Annotated in this window: 17 protein-coding genes; 11 read left to right on the top strand and 6 right to left on the bottom strand. The window is 44.6% G+C overall.

All coding sequences use genetic code 11. The annotated features are described in order from the left end of the window. From NWE73_RS13660 to NWE73_RS13650, 3 genes are all read left to right on the top strand, one after another. Complete coding sequence (locus NWE73_RS13660) at positions 1–582, top strand: c-type cytochrome (protein ID WP_277578897.1); 582 nt, start codon at positions 1–3, stop codon at positions 580–582. A gap of 8 nt (positions 583–590) precedes the next feature. After that, entirely contained in the window at positions 591–1,790 is a 1,200-nt protein-coding gene (locus tag NWE73_RS13655; RefSeq protein ID WP_277578896.1) for a molybdopterin oxidoreductase, read from the top strand. 210 nt (positions 1,791–2,000) lie between these two features. Further along, positions 2,001–2,555 (top strand): hypothetical protein, encoded by a 555-nt coding sequence (locus NWE73_RS13650; protein WP_277578895.1) that lies wholly within the window; start codon positions 2,001–2,003, stop codon positions 2,553–2,555. A gap of 59 nt (positions 2,556–2,614) precedes the next feature. On the opposite strand, the gene NWE73_RS13645 is transcribed toward NWE73_RS13650, so the two are convergent. After that, entirely contained in the window at positions 2,615–2,875 is a 261-nt protein-coding gene (locus NWE73_RS13645) for a hypothetical protein (protein ID WP_277578894.1), read from the bottom strand. A gap of 340 nt (positions 2,876–3,215) precedes the next feature. On the opposite strand from NWE73_RS13645, the gene NWE73_RS13640 reads away from it, so the two are divergent. The 4 genes from NWE73_RS13640 to NWE73_RS13625 all read left to right on the top strand — a co-directional run bounded on the left by NWE73_RS13640 (position 3,216) and on the right by NWE73_RS13625 (position 7,231). Then, the gene (locus NWE73_RS13640; protein WP_277578893.1) at positions 3,216–3,743 is read left to right on the top strand and encodes a PilZ domain-containing protein; all 528 of its coding nucleotides are present in this window, start codon (positions 3,216–3,218) and stop codon (positions 3,741–3,743) included. Positions 3,744–3,872: 129 nt separating this feature from the next. After that, a complete protein-coding gene (gene thrS / locus NWE73_RS13635; protein WP_277578892.1) occupies positions 3,873–5,843 on the top strand; it encodes a threonine--tRNA ligase in 1,971 nt (656 codons plus the stop codon). A gap of 143 nt (positions 5,844–5,986) precedes the next feature. After that, positions 5,987–6,577, top strand: coding sequence for a translation initiation factor IF-3 (gene infC / locus NWE73_RS13630; RefSeq protein ID WP_277578891.1), 591 nt, complete (start codon positions 5,987–5,989; stop codon positions 6,575–6,577). A 324-nt stretch (positions 6,578–6,901) separates the two neighbouring features. Then, a complete protein-coding gene (locus NWE73_RS13625; protein WP_277578890.1) occupies positions 6,902–7,231 on the top strand; it encodes a DMT family transporter in 330 nt (109 codons plus the stop codon). A gap of 7 nt (positions 7,232–7,238) precedes the next feature. On the opposite strand, the gene NWE73_RS13620 is transcribed toward NWE73_RS13625, so the two are convergent. From NWE73_RS13620 to NWE73_RS13600, 5 genes are all read right to left on the bottom strand, one after another. Beyond that, a complete protein-coding gene (locus tag NWE73_RS13620) occupies positions 7,239–8,144 on the bottom strand; it encodes a prepilin-type N-terminal cleavage/methylation domain-containing protein (protein ID WP_277578889.1) in 906 nt (301 codons plus the stop codon). Between the two features lies 1 nt (position 8,145). Then, positions 8,146–10,221 (bottom strand): type II secretion system protein, encoded by a 2,076-nt coding sequence (locus NWE73_RS13615; protein WP_277578888.1) that lies wholly within the window; start codon positions 10,219–10,221, stop codon positions 8,146–8,148. Positions 10,222–10,231: 10 nt separating this feature from the next. Continuing rightward, entirely contained in the window at positions 10,232–11,161 is a 930-nt protein-coding gene (locus NWE73_RS13610) for a hypothetical protein (RefSeq protein WP_277578887.1), read from the bottom strand. 262 nt (positions 11,162–11,423) lie between these two features. Then, positions 11,424–11,846 (bottom strand): hypothetical protein, encoded by a 423-nt coding sequence (locus NWE73_RS13605; protein WP_277578886.1) that lies wholly within the window; start codon positions 11,844–11,846, stop codon positions 11,424–11,426. Between the two features lie 44 nt (positions 11,847–11,890). After that, positions 11,891–12,916, bottom strand: coding sequence for an alpha/beta hydrolase (locus NWE73_RS13600; RefSeq protein WP_277578885.1), 1,026 nt, complete (start codon positions 12,914–12,916; stop codon positions 11,891–11,893). Between the two features lie 633 nt (positions 12,917–13,549). On the opposite strand from NWE73_RS13600, the gene NWE73_RS13595 reads away from it, so the two are divergent. From NWE73_RS13595 to rplT, 4 genes are all read left to right on the top strand, one after another. Continuing rightward, on the top strand, positions 13,550–14,026 hold the full coding sequence (locus tag NWE73_RS13595; RefSeq protein WP_277578884.1) for a DUF2844 domain-containing protein: 477 nt from the start codon (positions 13,550–13,552) through the stop codon (positions 14,024–14,026). Next, complete coding sequence (locus tag NWE73_RS13590; RefSeq protein WP_277578883.1) at positions 14,023–15,270, top strand: DUF3443 family protein; 1,248 nt, start codon at positions 14,023–14,025, stop codon at positions 15,268–15,270. The genes NWE73_RS13595 and NWE73_RS13590 overlap by 4 nt, the downstream gene beginning before the upstream one ends. A 178-nt stretch (positions 15,271–15,448) precedes the next feature. After that, positions 15,449–15,640, top strand: coding sequence for a 50S ribosomal protein L35 (rpmI, locus tag NWE73_RS13585; RefSeq protein WP_011164102.1), 192 nt, complete (start codon positions 15,449–15,451; stop codon positions 15,638–15,640). Positions 15,641–15,719: 79 nt separating this feature from the next. Beyond that, positions 15,720–16,067 (top strand): 50S ribosomal protein L20, encoded by a 348-nt coding sequence (gene rplT / locus NWE73_RS13580; protein WP_277578882.1) that lies wholly within the window; start codon positions 15,720–15,722, stop codon positions 16,065–16,067. Positions 16,068–16,069 lie beyond the last annotated feature (2 nt).

The following is a 16,069-nucleotide window of genomic DNA, read 5'->3' as shown; positions in this document are numbered from 1 at the left end:
ATGAGAAGCCTTGTTAATATCTCTATGGGTATCGCAGCGGCAGGATTGGCAGCACTTGCTCTTTCTGGCTGTGGTCCAAGCGGTAACAAACCAAACGTTGAAATCATCCAGGATATGATGGAGTCTCCGGCGATCAAAGCTCAGGAGTACGACGAAACATCTCCACACCACAGTGGAATGAGAGTTCCGCCTGAAAACACAGCGCCTGTGGGCTTTGAACCCTACAGATATGCGACAGATGTTGAAGGTGCTGCAAAGAATTTGAAAAACCCAATTGCTGGCAAGATGGATGAGGAAACTCTTCTGACTGGTCAAAAATACTACGAGACAAACTGTGCAGTTTGCCACGGGTTCAAGGGTGAAGGCGCGGTAGCTGCGAATGCTCCGGCGGCAAGTAAAATGGCGTTGAAGCCACCTCCAATGTTGTCTGATAAAGTTAAAGGCTGGCCAGATGGACACCTTTACCATGTTATCACAATGGGGCAGGGTGTGATGGGGCCTTACGCTTCTCACATTCCACAAAAGTATCGTTGGCAAGTTGTTAACTACATTCGCTTCCTTGAGAAGCGTGATGGTAAATAGGAATCGGTATGGCTGATCATAATCACGCAAACCTTCATGTCTCTAAATTCGAAGCTCCTGCGAAACTTAAAACTTTGAGTTTTGCTTTGGTAGCGATCGGTCTTTTGACCTTCGTTATCGGCTTGATGAAAAATCCAGATCGTCTTTGGACTTCTTATCTAGTTGCTTTCTTCTTCTTCTCCTGCTTGGGCCTCAGCGGACTTTTCTGGGTGGCTTTGAACAACACTGCAAAAGCAGGTTGGTCAGTAACCATTCGTCGTTTTGCTGAAGCAACAACTTCATTCATCCCATGGATTTTTGTGGGCGGTTTGGTTTTGCTTCTGGGTTTCAAAAAGCTTTACTTGTGGGCTGATCCGGCTGCAGTTGCTGCAAACCCAGTGATCGCTGCGAAAACAGCATACTTGAACACAGGATTCTTCTTGGTTCGTTTGTTTGTTTTCGTTGTGGGTTGCTTGGTGTTCCGTTGGATCATCGTTGGTAACTCTTTGAAACAAGATCAGAATGGCGATGCGAATCTTACCCATAAAAACGTTGGTCCTTCGATCGCGTTCTTGGTGTTCTTCGCTTTGATGTTCTCTTTCTTCAGTGTTGACTTGTTGATGTCACTTCTTCCGACTTGGTACTCAACAATCTATGGAATCTACACTTTTGCTGGTTTGTTCCAGGCTGGTTTGGCATTCTTGGCGATCGTTATCGTTTTGATGAAAAGATCTGGCATGGTTAAAGGCTATGTAACTGTTGAGCACCAACATGACGTTGTGAAGTACCTTAAGGGTTTCACAGTGTTCTGGGCTTACATTGCATTCTCTCAGTTCATGCTTATGTGGTATGCCAATTTGCCAGAGGAAACTGAGTTCTACATCATGAGATCTTTGGGCGGTTGGATGTCTATCTCAACAGCTTTGTTGATCTTCCGTTTCGTAGTTCCTTTCATCGCATTGTTGCCAAGAGGCGCGAAGCGCTCTGACAATAACGTGATCGCAGTTTCTGTTCTTGTATTGATTATGCAATACGTAGACATCTACTGGTTGGTATATCCAAACTTCTTCGACGGCCAAGTAACATTCGGCTTCTGGGAAATTGGTATCTTCGCAGGTTTCGCCGGTCTATTCATGTTGTGCCTGTTCTCTTTCTGGAGCAAACACAGCCTGGTACCTCTGAAAGACCCACGCATGCACGAGGCATTGAGCCATCACGTAGCATACTAATTCAGTCAAAACTTCGAATTAGCAAAAAAAAGCCATCCCAAAAGGATGGCTTTTTTTATTTGAGGGCTTGGGGGTACGCCGTACCTTTTTGCGATGCCCCGCATGGCAAAAAGGTACGGCGTACCCCCAAAATTGTTTTTTGAAATCGGGAGAGGGCTTTTCTTGTGGGAGTTGCCGGGGATCGAGGAGACTGGTGGCACTGGAGGCTTCATGAAGATTGGAAGCAGGTATTTGCTGGGGGTTTTGGTTCTTTGTTTGGCGTCGATGAGCTATGCAGCGGATGCGGCTAAAATTAAAAAGTTGGTCGCTGATTTTGACAAAATTCAAGTCTTCAAAGCCATTATGGCGGGGCAAGGGCCGCAACCATTGCCGGATGACCCCAACAATCCTTATCCAGGGAATCCGCCGGATCAGAATCCGCCACACCCTCCATATCCACCGGGAAATTGTCCGCCTTCAGGTGGTTTTCCAAAGGGTTGCATCGAAGCTGTCTGCAATCATGTCAGTCGTTTTGACTGCGATGAACAAAGTGAGCTGGCTGAGGTCTCTCGAAATTGCCGAAATGTGAATGCGAACTGTGTGAATGCAATCTGCAATCGGGTGAGTCGTTTTGAGTGTGATGAAAAGGTCGAGCTCTTTACGGTCACGGGAATGTGTCGCGGTCTTTTGGATATCAGCTGTATTGATTATGTCTGTTCTAGGCTTTCGCGCTTCGAGTGTGATGAACTTTCTGAGCTTCGTCGAGTTGCAGATCAGTGTCGGTAGGGAAGGTTGCGATGTAAAGCACTTGAAGGTTTTGCTTCAAGTGCTTTAAGGGGAGGAGGCTACTTAGACATTTCATCTATTTCTTCTTCAGCCTTCTTGCTGGTTTCTTTGATGTCTTTTTTGGCTTTCTTGGCGTGTTTCTTTTTTTCTGCATTGGCCTTTTCCTGCTCCATCTTCATTTTGTCCGAAGCTTCTTTATTGGATTTGTCCATTTTGTCGGCCGCTTCTGTGGCCTGTTGCTGCATTTTTTCAGTGTCATATTGTGCAAACGCCAAAGTGCAGAAAAGGGATGTCGTAAGAGCTGCGATCATGAACTTCATAAATTCTCCTTTGTGAATAATATTTGTGTCTTGATAGTTATATGTGGAATTGCTCTGGTAAATCAGTAATTTGACAATGTTGTTTAAAGCTTTCTATTCAGGTGTCCACGGGCTTGACGGTTATTTGTGATGATTTGAAATCTATTGGAGATGAAGCGCGGGCGTCTTCCTTGCAGTAAACCTTTGTAGGATGCAAGAACCAATTCGAGACATCATTTATCTCAGTTCGAGCCAAACGCTCCCGAACTATCTGACTCAACTTAGGGGAGTCAGATGGCGTTGGGTTCAATCGCCTGAGAAGTTAAAGCAACTTATTAATAATCAACAAGGAGAGATCTGCGTGATCGTACGCTCTGATTTTCTTAGTCCGCGCACTGTACAAGCCTTCATCAGTTGGACACAGTTGAAAGTTAAGATGTCCTTTATTTTTATTGCGCAAACTATTGAAAACTCAGTTTATCAATTAGGTTTAGGATCCTCGACGGTGCTTTTTTTGAGAGAGTCAGAGGGTGCAGCAATCACCGGAATTGTGACTCGATGCCTTAATGGCCAAGGGATGAAAAGTCGTAAGTCTGAACGTCAACCGGTTCAATCACCGGTTATGTTGAAGAAGTCCATGGTCGCCGAGCAGTCGCCAACAGGCGGTGGGGTCCAGTTTCTTCGTGAGGGCTCCATGACTGACTTTTCTCAAGGTGGAGCTCAAATCGAGGTCACCCAAGGTTTGGTCCGCGTGAAAGACTTCGTGAGCTTGATGTATCAGGACCAGTGTGGAAAGTGGGTCTCGGTTGAGTCTCAAGTCCGCTGGATAGCAGCATCCGTTACCGGACAGCAGATTATTGGTGTGCAATTTCTTGCGGTCTCTGCTTGACCCTCTGACGGTGGGGGATTACAAATAATGTGATGCAAAATTTGCTTATTCTTTCATCACAATCAACTAGTTATCGCAACTCCGCGATCACTCTACCTACTCCGGCGAAGTCGGAGTGAAGACCAGCTAATGTCACAAGTTACAATTATTTTGCCGGACAACTCTACGAAGGTTTTTGATCACGAACCGACAGCGCTAGAAGTAGCACAATCAATCGGTCCACGTCTTGCCAAAGAAACATTGGGCGCTAAGCTTGATGGTTCTAATGTCATTTCAGATCTTCGCACCAAAATTAAAGATCAAACTAAAGTAGCCTTGATCACCACAAAATCTCCTGAGGCCTTGGAAGTGATCCGTCACTCTTGTGCTCATATCATGGCTCAAGCTATTCAAGATATTTGGCCGGAAGTTAAAGTGACTATCGGTCCTGTGATTGAAAATGGTTTCTATTACGACTTCGATTCTCCGTTTGCCTTCACTGAAGAGCATTTCGAAAAAATCGAAAAGAAAATGGCCGAGATCGTGTCTAAGGATCTTCCGATTCATCGTGAAGACTGGCCAATTAATAAAGCCATTGAGACGTTCCAGAAAATGAATGAACGTTTCAAGGTTGAGTTGATTCAAGACTTGGCCGCTAAAGGTGAGACCGTTGTTGGGATCTACTTCAATGGAACAAACTGGTTTGACTTGTGTCGTGGACCTCACGTGCAATCAACCGGTCAAATTAAGTCATTCAAATTGTTGAGCGTGGCGGGAGCATACTGGAGAGGCGATGAGAAAAATGCGCAACTTCAACGTGTCTACGCAACTGCTTTCGGCGATAAAAAAGATCTCGATTTGTATCTTCACAATATCGAAGAGGCTAAAAAACGCGATCACCGCAAATTGGGTAAAGAACTTGGCTTGTTCCATTTTAATGAGCTGGCACCAGGTTCTCCGTTCTTTACCGGGAAGGGTGCAACCGTCTACACAGCGTTGCAAACTTACCTGCGTGAATTGTATTTTGAGACCGGTTACCAGGAAGTTATCACGCCACAGATTTTCGACGTGAACTTGTTCCATACTTCTGGTCACTACCAGAATTATAAAGAAAACATGTTCTTCACGAAAGTGGACGAGCGCGATTTTGCTTCGAAGCCGATGAACTGTCCTTCGCACTGTTTGCTGTTCAACTCGGATAAGTATTCATACCGTGATTTGCCAATCAAAATGGCCGACTTCGGTCGTTTGCACCGTTATGAAAAATCAGGCGCGATGCACGGTTTGACTCGTGTTCGTACTTTCTGTCAGGACGATGCGCACATTTTCTGTCGTGTGGATCAATTGCAGGAAGAAATTGCGAAGTTCATGCACTTGCTCAATAAAGTTTACGACAAATTGGGCATGAGCAATTACAAAATTTATCTATCCACTCGTCCAGACAACCGTATGGGCAGTGAAGAGTACTGGGATAAGGCTGAAAATGCCTTGGCTGAGGCTTTGACCTCTTTGAATTTGCCATACACGATCAACCCTGGCGACGGAGCGTTCTACGGGCCGAAGCTGGATATTATGTTCGTGGATGCTTTGAGCCGTCCTTGGCAGTTGGGAACTTTACAAGTAGACCCGAACTTGCCAGAAGCCTTTGATTTGAAATACACGGGCGAAGATAACAAAGAACACCGTCCGATCATGCTTCACCGTGCGATCTTGGGTTCTTTGGAGAGATTCATCGGTGTTTACCTTGAGCATACAGCAGGGCATTTGCCGCCTTGGTTGTGTCCAACTCAAGTGGCGATTTTGAACGTTACAGACCGTGTGAACGTATTCTGTGAAGAACTTATGAATTCTCTCAAAGAATCAAAAGTTCGCGTTGAATTTGATCGCCGAAATGAGAAATTAAACTATAAAATCCGTGAAGCTCAACTGCAGAAGATTCCTTACATGATTATTGTCGGGGATAAAGAAGCAGAAAGCAGAACGGTTTCATTGCGCTTGCGTGATGGCTCTGAACACAAGGGCTTGACCGTGGAAGCAGTGATGAATTTGATTACGACAGATATTAATACAAGAAGTTTGCAGAGCTCTCTTGCGAAGTCTGCAAGTTCAGCCGAAGGCTGACTAACTAATAAATAGTTAGCCAACGCTGATACATTTAAACAAAACCGTGGAGGTTTACCATTAGCAAGTTTTCAGGAAATTCTTTTGGCGGCGGCGGCGGCCGTTTTGATCGCAATAAGAAAGATTCTAAGGATTCTCTCAGAGTGAATCGTGAGATCCGTGCTCAACAAATTCGCGTTATCGACGACGAAGGTAACATGTTGGGCGTTATGACTGTTCCAGAGGCGTTACGTATTGCTGAAGATCGCGGCCTCGATCTTCTTGAGATTGCTCCAACAGCAACTCCTCCTACTTGCAAAATCATGGATTACGGCAAGTGGAAGTATGAGAAAAAGAAACAAGCAACTGCTGCTCGTAAAAAACAAACTGTTGTAACGATCAAAGAAGTTCAAATGCGTCCTCGTACGGACCAGCATGACTTTGAAACTAAGATGAATCACGCACGTCGTTTCCTTCTTGAAGGCGACAAAGTGAAAGTGTCATTGCGTTTCATGGGTCGTGAATTGGCCCATCAAGAAGTCGGTTTGGAAGTGATCAAAAAAGCGATCGCTTTCGTTGACGATTTGGCCTTGGTGGAATCTCAACCTAAAATGGAAGGAAAGCAGTTGTTCCTAATGCTGGCTCCAGATCCATTGAAGATCAAAGAGTACCAAAAAGCACATCCGAATAAATCTAAGCAAGACTCCAAAGAACTCGACGAACTTAAAGACGTTGAGGAAGAAGACGAAGAGTAGGAATCCGCAAAAGGTGCCAGGCACCTTTTGCTTCACTCAGAGAGTCATAGAAAGGAAGCGCAAGCTTCCTTTTTTATTTTCGTCTCACAGTGGATGGTTAACTTTTGTCGAATAGAACGCGAGGCATTTTGCCCTTTGATCTATAGCGGAATTGTGCGAACATTGAATCATCTGGCACTCATGATCAGACCTCTGAATTCCATCGAGGTTCTTGGTGCTTGTCTGGGATTATAAAGTCTCCCTCTGTTAGCTTAACGGCAACGACTTGCAAAAAATGATATCTACGCTCTGACATTATCGGAGTGGGGAAGAAGGAGTTGGGTTATGTCGACCTCAACAGCTTGGATTGTTTTACTTATTGCAGGGATTTTGGAATTTGTTTGGGCCACAGGCCTGAAGTATTCCGAAGGTTTTACGAAGCTCTGGCCTTCGGTGTTTACGTTGATAACGATGGGGATTAGTTTTTATCTGCTATCTCTGTCAATGAAAGTGCTCCCCGTCGGAGTCTCATACACAGTTTGGACAGGCATTGGAGCTGTGGGCGCCATTGTCATTGGGGTCCTTGTTTTTAAAGAACCCTTGTCACTCATGAAGTTGGTCTTCTTAGGAATGATCGTCGGCGGAATTCTTGGTCTGAAATTCGTCGAAAGCTAGCGCAAATTTACGGGGAAGATTCCGCGGTGGCGTCAAAAGTGAAGACTTGAGAAAGATTGTTCTCAAGTCCGCCATCATTGATTTGTAGGGAGATTTTGGCCACGCCTGCGGATTTAGGTGTGAGTATGATTTGCCCTATGGAGTTAATGAATTTATAGCAATGGATTTCAACAATACTCGTATCAGAGCTGCTACAAGTTTCAAAAATGAAGTTTTGACTTTCAGAGGCATCGCCGGAGTTTGCGTTGATGGGAATTTTTTTGTCAAAGGGAAGCGGCAAAGTTTGATTGGGGATTGGTGCAATAAAGGGTTGATAGTTCAGGTTGACGGGATAGATAAATACCTTTTTGCTTTCAGAGAAAAATTGTGTTCCTACGGGCGTTAGTGAGAGTTCTATGGCGAGGTAGTCTGCATGGTCACAGGATGGCAAGTTTCCAGGGCAATGAGCGGTGAATTTAACGGAGGACTGATAGGCACAAGTGATGTTCTTGTTTGGGTCAGGACTGCAGGGAGCGCCTATTAGGTCATAGTATACAGGTGCTGTCGTAGGCCCGGCCAAAGCTGTAAGGGGATTTGCGGAGCTATCATAGAATGTAAAGTCTGTGGCAATATTTGCGGTGCATATGTTCTTAACGCAAATATTGACTCCCCCCGATTGCATTTTTCCGCCTATCACGCAGGGACATAAGCTGTCGTTAATAGGACTGACTTTCGCGCTTTTTTCTAATAAAAAATCAGTAGACGTGATCTTGAGCTGTAAATTTTGGTTTTCCAGAACTCGAGATATTTTATTTTCATTTGTTTTATAATGCTTTTGAATTTCCAACTGCGGAACCATTATGATCAATGCGACAACTCCCATAAGAGCTATGCATATTATAATTTCTAAAAGGGTGAAGCCTTTGTTGTTCATGTTACTTTAAGTAAACCCGTATGACATCGTTGGGCTGGAGTATTCCTGGCTTGAAAGAAAGAGTCGTGCCCACGAGTGAAAAATCCACATTCGAGGTCAGAGTGATCGTGGCTCCATTTCGAGATAATTCGACTGAGCTGAAGTTCGCCGCAACGGAAGGTGACAATTGCAGATCATTGGCTGCAAAATCCGCAATCCACTGGTCAAGTTTACTTAAGTGTGCTGAATAGTCTGGGCTGCAAATTGGTATTGGTTTGGAGTTGATTCCCGGTTTGTTGCCGAGGGCCATATAGCGGGTTCCCACTTGGGAGCCCGGAGTAAGAGTGCAGGTCGTGGCGTCAGTGTGTACTATGGGTATGTAAAGAACATTTGCTAAGTTTAAATGATCTTGAATGGATTTGTATGCGGCATCAACGGGATTCGAAATTCCCGGCATCAGAGGATAGCTTTGAACGCTCCCGCCCTGCGTGCCTATGTTATCGTAACGTTCGTAGCATGATCCCGGGATGTAGCTTGAAGATGGTGGGTTTGAAGATTCAAAGGCTGGGCAAATGGTTGCATCGGGGCTGGGAAGTCCCAGCTTAATTATGAAGTAAGGGGTTTGGACAAGGCATTTAGTTAATGTAAAACCGCTGCCTGGAATATATTTATAGTTAGGATAGCTTGTAGCTACTGTCTGAGAAATCATTTTTTCCGCTGCTGCGGAGTTCATGGTTGCGATATCGGCATCGCAAGAATCACCATTGATGTATTTGCTATCATACGATGTGCTGGTAGAAAAAAGAGCATTTAGGGTCGCAGGAGCTCCATCCAAAAGAACGTTTGCAGAGAAGTTAAATACCTTCTGTTGGTTTCTGCCCCAATAATTATAGGTCGTTGGTGAAACGGTCCACTTCATTAAATAACCTTTTAGGCAAGAGCCATTTTGAAACCAGGCGAGGTTGAAGTCAGTTTCATCGTCCTCATTTGAAATTATAAAAAATGCGGTAGGTGTAAATTGATCCATTGAAAATGGAGAAGGGCTTTGTGGTGTCTCAAGGTATCTTATCAAGGAGCAAAGAGGAGTGTCCAATGATGAAGTTGTAGGGTAATTAAAATACGACTCAACGAGATTTTTCATAGAGTCTAGTTTGCTAGTTCTTAAACTGGTATCATCCGAAGTCAAAAACGGAAATACAGCATTTGCCCCTTCAGGATAATTCGTTATGTAGGAGGTGGGATTGAATGACGATTTGTAGTTTCGCCAACTACCCGCTACTGAATAGAGTTCATAGTATGTAAAATTGCCGGGATACGGATAGGGGGGCATGGTCGTGATTTGGTTTCCATTTGTATCTAAATAGTATCGGTTTGCCGTGGAGGTGTATGGCGTAACTAAGGGATACAGACCGACTGTGACATTCATGGTGGAGAGTTTGTTTAATAAGGCTTCCAACGCGGATTTGATTTGGTCCTTGGCAAAGACCATGCTGTTAGAGTTATCAACAAACAAAACGACGTTGATTGGTCGACCGGAAGCGACGGTGTTGTCTGGTACGTAAGTGACGACATTGGTGAAATCTGGAGTCACCACTCCTTTCTTTTCAACCAATGCGGACTTGAAGCTTAAATAGTTAATAAATGTTTTGACCGTGACAGTATAGTAGGAGGCGCGATCACAGAATGTTTTGTTTTCTGGACAATGAACTCGAAAGGTCAGTTCATTTTTAATATTTCCAGATTCGTTTGTTGTGCTGGCCAAAAACATTTTTGTTTTAGTTGTTAAATTGAATGGTATTAATTTGTAATCGGTGTCGGTATTGCACTCTCGCGTGTCGATTTTCATGCATTGTGCAAGTTGTTCGTTTTCTGGAAAGTCTTGAAGAGACCCGAAATACAGGGGTTGAGTGACCAGCTTCAGCATTTCAGTGTTTTCAATGTCACGATCCACTTTTGAGGCTTCCGTAGCTACAGAGTTGTTGAGCCAAGTATTCATAGTCATGATCCCGCTCGTCAACATGCCGAATAGGCTTAGGGCGATGAGTATTTCAACCAGCGTAAATCCACTATTTGATCTTAAATGTTTTAATCTTTTCATAGTGTTTCCATTACGGAGTTACCGTGACGTTGAAAGTATAATCTTTTGAAGTATTGTTTTCTAAGCCGCCATCGTTAATTTGCAAGGTAACTTGTGCCGTGCCCGCGGCCATAGGTTTTAGTTTAATTGTTGCCATGCCGCTAGAAAATGGTGTGTCCGGAGGACTTGTGATCTGCACGATGCCCGTATCCGTGCTGAAGCACTTGGTGAAAATAAAGTTTTGAGTCTCGGAGGGGTGTCCTGATGAGCCCGTGATGTCGACAGTCTTTTCAGTTCCCGCCGCCAAAGATAAAGTTAGGTCGCTGACAGGCATTACGACGGGTGGGTAGTTGATGTTATTAAAATATATAATCGGAATATCTCTTGCTTTGATATTCTGAGAGTTGCCTTTTGCATTTTGATTTGAGAGTAAGTGCAGGGTGATGAGGAGGTGTTCGGCGTGATGGCAAGTTGGCTGGGCGCCAGGGCAGGCGGCTTCGAAGGTCGCACTCAGTCCATAGCTACAGTCATCCTTATTTGAATTCTGACATAAGCTGCTATTGGCATTATACCAGGCCGGAGACTCTGGCGGTCCGACTAGGCGATTTTTAGAATTTATATCGATCGTGTTATCTGAAGGGTCGATAAAATAAAAACCCTGTGCGGAGTTGTGGGGGCAGCAGTTTTCAGCACAGGTGGCGGTCGGCGTTCCGAATAAGCAAGAGGCCAAGATGCTATTTTGAGTGAGTTGACTTGATTCGGTCAGTCCATTTTGAACTTTAATTAGGGTCATGATTTGAGAAATTTCGAATTCACGAGCGTATTTGTGATTCGAGTAAGCTATGTTTTTTTGCATATTGACGATGCTATTGCTGAAGCTCACGCAGAATATAGAGGCGACTGCTAAGAGAGTTAAAACTAAAATAAGAGCGGAGCCCTGCTCTGTGCGTATAGTGCTCATTCAGCCATCCTTTTGCGTATTCTCCTCATGTTTAGTTTCGGAAGAAAACAGAGAAGATTGAGTTGATCTTTGTTTCAGGCCGGGATGGTTGGAGCTCGGAGTGAGGTGGTGGACGCCTTGCGAGGCTTCCAAACAAAGGAAGAATGGTAGTTAAGGTGATGGAATTATTGCTATGCGGTTCATTTTTTGGATATTTTTTTAGTCAGAAAATTATTGTGTCGCAGACGTGAGCCTCATTGTTAAATGTTTCTAATGGTTTTCTCTATCGGCAGAAGTCATTGGAGAATTTGACTAGATCTGGGGAGGTTGAGTCTTTAGGATCGAGGCCGACCATTCTGTCGAGCATATAAACGAAGTCGCCACTGTACATATTGTACTCTTCTTTGTACTCGAGGCCGTCACAAATTCCCCAAAGACCATTATCGCTTCCCACATAAGTTTTTTTATGGCGGCCAATGATCTTGGCTTCACCTTGAGGTGTGGTGCAGGTGTAAGTGCAGGCCCATGATCTTTTGCCACCGTACCATGTTTTTACCACGCCTTCTTTGGCGTCATAAGTCTTCGTATATGGGTCCACAGTGCAATGGCACTTCGAGGCTTGAGCACTGGCTTGAACGTTGGGGCTACCTAGCAAGAGGCTTAACATCGTGACAATAATTGTGACTGTGCCGTTGAGCTTACGCACGGGAACTCCCATAAAATAGAGCTGAGGCGGTAGGCCTCGAACACCTATCTACGGAAGCAAAGCGTAAGCCATTTCCAAACTTCAGGGCGGCGCTCGCCAATATCGAAGTGATTGCCGTCGAATTCGATATAGTCGTGCTCAATCTGATGGGTTTTCAAAATCTGCGAAATCTGTCTGGAACCGTATTGTAAGTTATAGTTATCTTTGGTCCCGACATCGAGATAGATCGCATTCAGTTTCTTGAGGCCGGAAATGCGTTTTGGAAGAAAGTGTAGAGGGTCCTTTTCCAGCCACTCTTTCCAGACGGCCTCAATTTTTTCGCCATTCTTAGAAAGCGGATAATTAAAGTCACCATGTTCACCATTGGGAGAGTAACAAGCCGCCATACCGAAGGCATTCAATAAAGAGTGCCAGTTGCGATGCTTGGTCAATTTCCCACTGCGAAGTTCTTCCAAAGCGCGAATGCCGGATTGATATTTTTCCCATAGAGGCAGGGCTTGATAGAGATCGTTTAAAAGACTGGCTTCAAAAAATGAATCCGGCGCAATAGCAGCCATCACGCCAAAAAATTCCGGATACTTTGAGGAAAGATGAAGGGCACCATAGCCACCACTGGAGCCACCCATCACGCACCACTCAGAAGCCTTGTGTGAAACATTAAAGTGTTTCTTTATAGAGGGTACAATCTCCTGCATGATATAGTCTTCGTAATTTCCAACTGCCGCAGAATTCAAAAACTGCGAGCCACCCCAAGTACTCAAAGCATCAACAAACACATACAAGGCCTCGGGCGCTTCACCGCGCGCAAAAGCTTGATCAATCACCTGAACCGCATTCTGTTCGTTGAATTTCGGATTGAAGTAAAAAGGAGCATTACCACTGAATCCACCCAAAATAAACACCACCGGCCAAGGCCCTTCGGATTTGGGAACCAGCAGGGGATTGTAGCGAAGAGCTGAATCTTTAAGGGGATTGTGCTTTAGATGAGCGCTGTCAATTTTGAGAGTCTCAATGTTGAAGTTGGTAATCTCAAAGCCGCGTAAATTTTGAAGTGTTTCAGAGGATATCATGCCGTTAACTATGGCATTGCTCTGGGGCCAATTCAACTGGATAGGGAAATAGTTGAAAGAGCTTTGGCTGATTTTGGGGATTCAGAGATCGCCCCGATAAAAAAGTGATGCTTAAATTTGGTTAAGGTCATTTGTAGAAAAAATATATTAGATATTTTATTAATTCAAAAGCTCAATCATCTCCTAACATAGATGGATCTAAAAATGGGGTAAGGCTAATATTTTAGTTATACAAACAACGAGCTCTCATCTTAGCTTGGTGGACCTAGGGACGGGGTAAAGGGCGGCTTTACTTTCGGCGCCGGTGCTGCATTGTTTCTTCATTTGTATTTTGCGTTTTGGTAGGTGTTCCATATTGAGACATTCAAGAAATCTGATGTAAGAAAATAATTGAAAATATTTAAAGCTTTAATTTGTTGGACTAAGATTTCCTCTCATCATGGGCTTATGTTTTGAGTTTCACGAGGTTGTGAATCTAAATGAAGCGGTTGTAAGGGAAAAGTTCAGAATCTCTTTTCGTAATTCATCCGAAGTCTCGTAATGAAATGGTCACTCTGATATTAAATATTTTGCTGCCGACAGATCTGTTCTTAGAGCGAAAAAATGCCGAAAAATATCATATCGAGGTCCTAGATGAATCGTCTGTCCGCCTGGCTTTGCTTGGCAGTATTAATATTTACATGTCATGTCGTCGAAGCGGCTGCTCTTGGTGAAAGGGCCAGTGATATTTCAGTTCAGGCCAAGGCGGGGACCTCGTCCAATCTTAAAGTCTCAACCGCAGCGAAAACAGCATCTTTGGGAGCGGCCTATACGGTTCGCGAAACTGTCAGTGAAATCCGCACGCTTAAAGAATATATGACCGCTGACGGGACTACTTTCGCAATTTCTTGGACGGGTGTGAGTGCTCCCAACTTTTCTGAAATTTTTGGAGTCTATTATTCTGAGTTTAAAACAGTCAGAGATTCACGCACGACGCGAAGTCGAAGGGTGATGGCATTGCAGACTTCAAATATTGTCGTGAACAGCGTCAGTCTTGGCGACACCATGACGGGAATTGCCTATGTTCCAAAATTGCTTCCAGCGGGTCTGATCGCCGAGGACTTGAAATGAATAAGCTACTGTTGTTGATGGTTGGTTTTCATATCCTCGCTGGTTGCAGTGGCGGCGGCGGAGGAGGGGCGGATGCCGCTGGCGCGGGTGATCCGTTTCCAGATGGTGCGGCGGCTTATTCGCCAGTGATGTCGGGCAATAACGTTCTTCCACTGCAAGTAACCACTGCGGGCTATTTGAATGAACCAGTGGTGTCTGTTGTGATCTGCAATCCGGGAACCAATGGGACTGGAAGTTGTGTCACCGTGAATAATATCTTATTGGACACGGGCAGCAGTGGCCTTCGAGTCTTCAATAGCAAATTGACAGGATTGAATTTAACTCAAGTCACCAATGTCGGTGGGAATCAACTAGCGAACTGCACGAAGTATGCGGACGGCACGGCCCACTGGGGGCCGGTCAAGACGGCGGATGTCGTCTTGGGTGGGGAGATCGTTTCCAGTGTCAATATTCAGGTTTTGAATGATCAATACGCGGATGCGACTCCTTGTGGAACCCCCGAAGTTGACAATGGTTCGGCAGGCTATAACGGTATTTTGGGGGTGGGAATTAGAGATCAGGATTGTGGTGCAAACTGTGTAGCCACTACTGTGAATGGAAAATATTATTCCTGCGCAGGATCCTCAAATGGAAGTGCCTGCACTGATTCCTTGGCAACATTAGCTATGCAAGTGCGAAATCCGGTGGCGGCGATAACAGCGGCTTCTAATTCTGATGGAATTGCAGATAACAACGGGACGGTGTTGATCTTACCCAGTGTTCCTTCAACGGGTGCTGTCACGGCCAGTGGATATTTGATTTTTGGAATCAACACGCGCGCAAATAATACTCCCGCTGGCGGCACCAAGGTGATCGCCACCGACAGCCAGGGGTTGTTTGTGACGAACTTTAACGGCCAGAATCTGACTTCATTTATTGATAGCGGTTCGAATGGGCTGTTCTTTCCAAAAACATCTTCAACGCCTTTGTGCTATGGGGACTGGTATTGTCCATCTTCAACCCTGACTTTGCAGGCCACGCATAAACCTTTTGGCGGAGGCACGTCCTACGCTGTTACTTTTGAGGTGGCTAATGCAGGTTCCATCTTTAGCAGTAACAATTATGCTCTTTCTAATTTAAGCGCGGTATTTACCGGATATTTCGATTGGGGCCTGGGTTTCTTCTATGGACGGTCAGTTTATACGTCCATCAATGGAAAAGGCGCGTCTGTTAACGGGGTTTCTGCGCCCTTTTACGCCTACTAAGTGCCTGTAATTAGGGCATTTTGGTCATTAACGAGGGCTCTTCCCAGCTAAACCCTTAAAAAGCTTGATTTCCCCCTCACTTCGACCTAAAACAATGAGTCCATAATTATAACTGTCTAAGGCATAACTAAGAGCTGGCCCCAACGGGAAAGACGCCTTATCGGTAGAAGGTACTATTATGAAAATGCGCACACACTCAGGCGCTAAAAAACGTTTGAAAGTTCTTTCAAGCGGAAAAGTTAAGAAAAAAAGCACTCGCATGCGTCACTTGAACTCACACATGAGCTCTAAGACTAAAAGACAACTAGGTAAGACATCATACGTTGAAGATGCAAACATGCTTCAAGTTCGTCGTTGCTTGGTATTCTAAATTTATTAATTTCCTTAAATTTATAGATAATGTTTCTCAGACTCAAAGTAGCAGTAGGAACATCTAGTCGGAGTAAAAAATGGCTCGTGTAAAAAGTGGTAAAACAAATCGTGCTCGTCACAAAAAAGTTCTTAAAAGAGCAAAAGGTTACTATGCAGCGGGTTCTCGCTCATACATCCATGCGGTAGAAAAAAATGACCGTGGTATGGCTTTCGCTTACCGCGATCGTAAAGCTAAAAAACGTAACTTCCGCACTTTGTGGAATCAACGTATCAATGCTGCTGCTCGTTTGAACGGAACTACATATTCTCGTTTGATCGGTGGTTTGATCAAAGCTGGTATCGCAGTTGACAGAAAAGTTATGGCTGACCTAGCAGTAACTGATCCAGCTGGATTTGCAGCTCTTTGCAAACACGCTTTGGCGTAAGC

The organism is Bdellovibrio svalbardensis (genome assembly GCF_029531655.1).
In the GTDB taxonomy this organism is placed as follows: domain Bacteria; phylum Bdellovibrionota; class Bdellovibrionia; order Bdellovibrionales; family Bdellovibrionaceae; genus Bdellovibrio; species Bdellovibrio svalbardensis.
The sequence above is the reverse complement of the archived record's forward strand: the minus strand, read 5'-3'. Positions and strand labels throughout refer to the sequence as shown.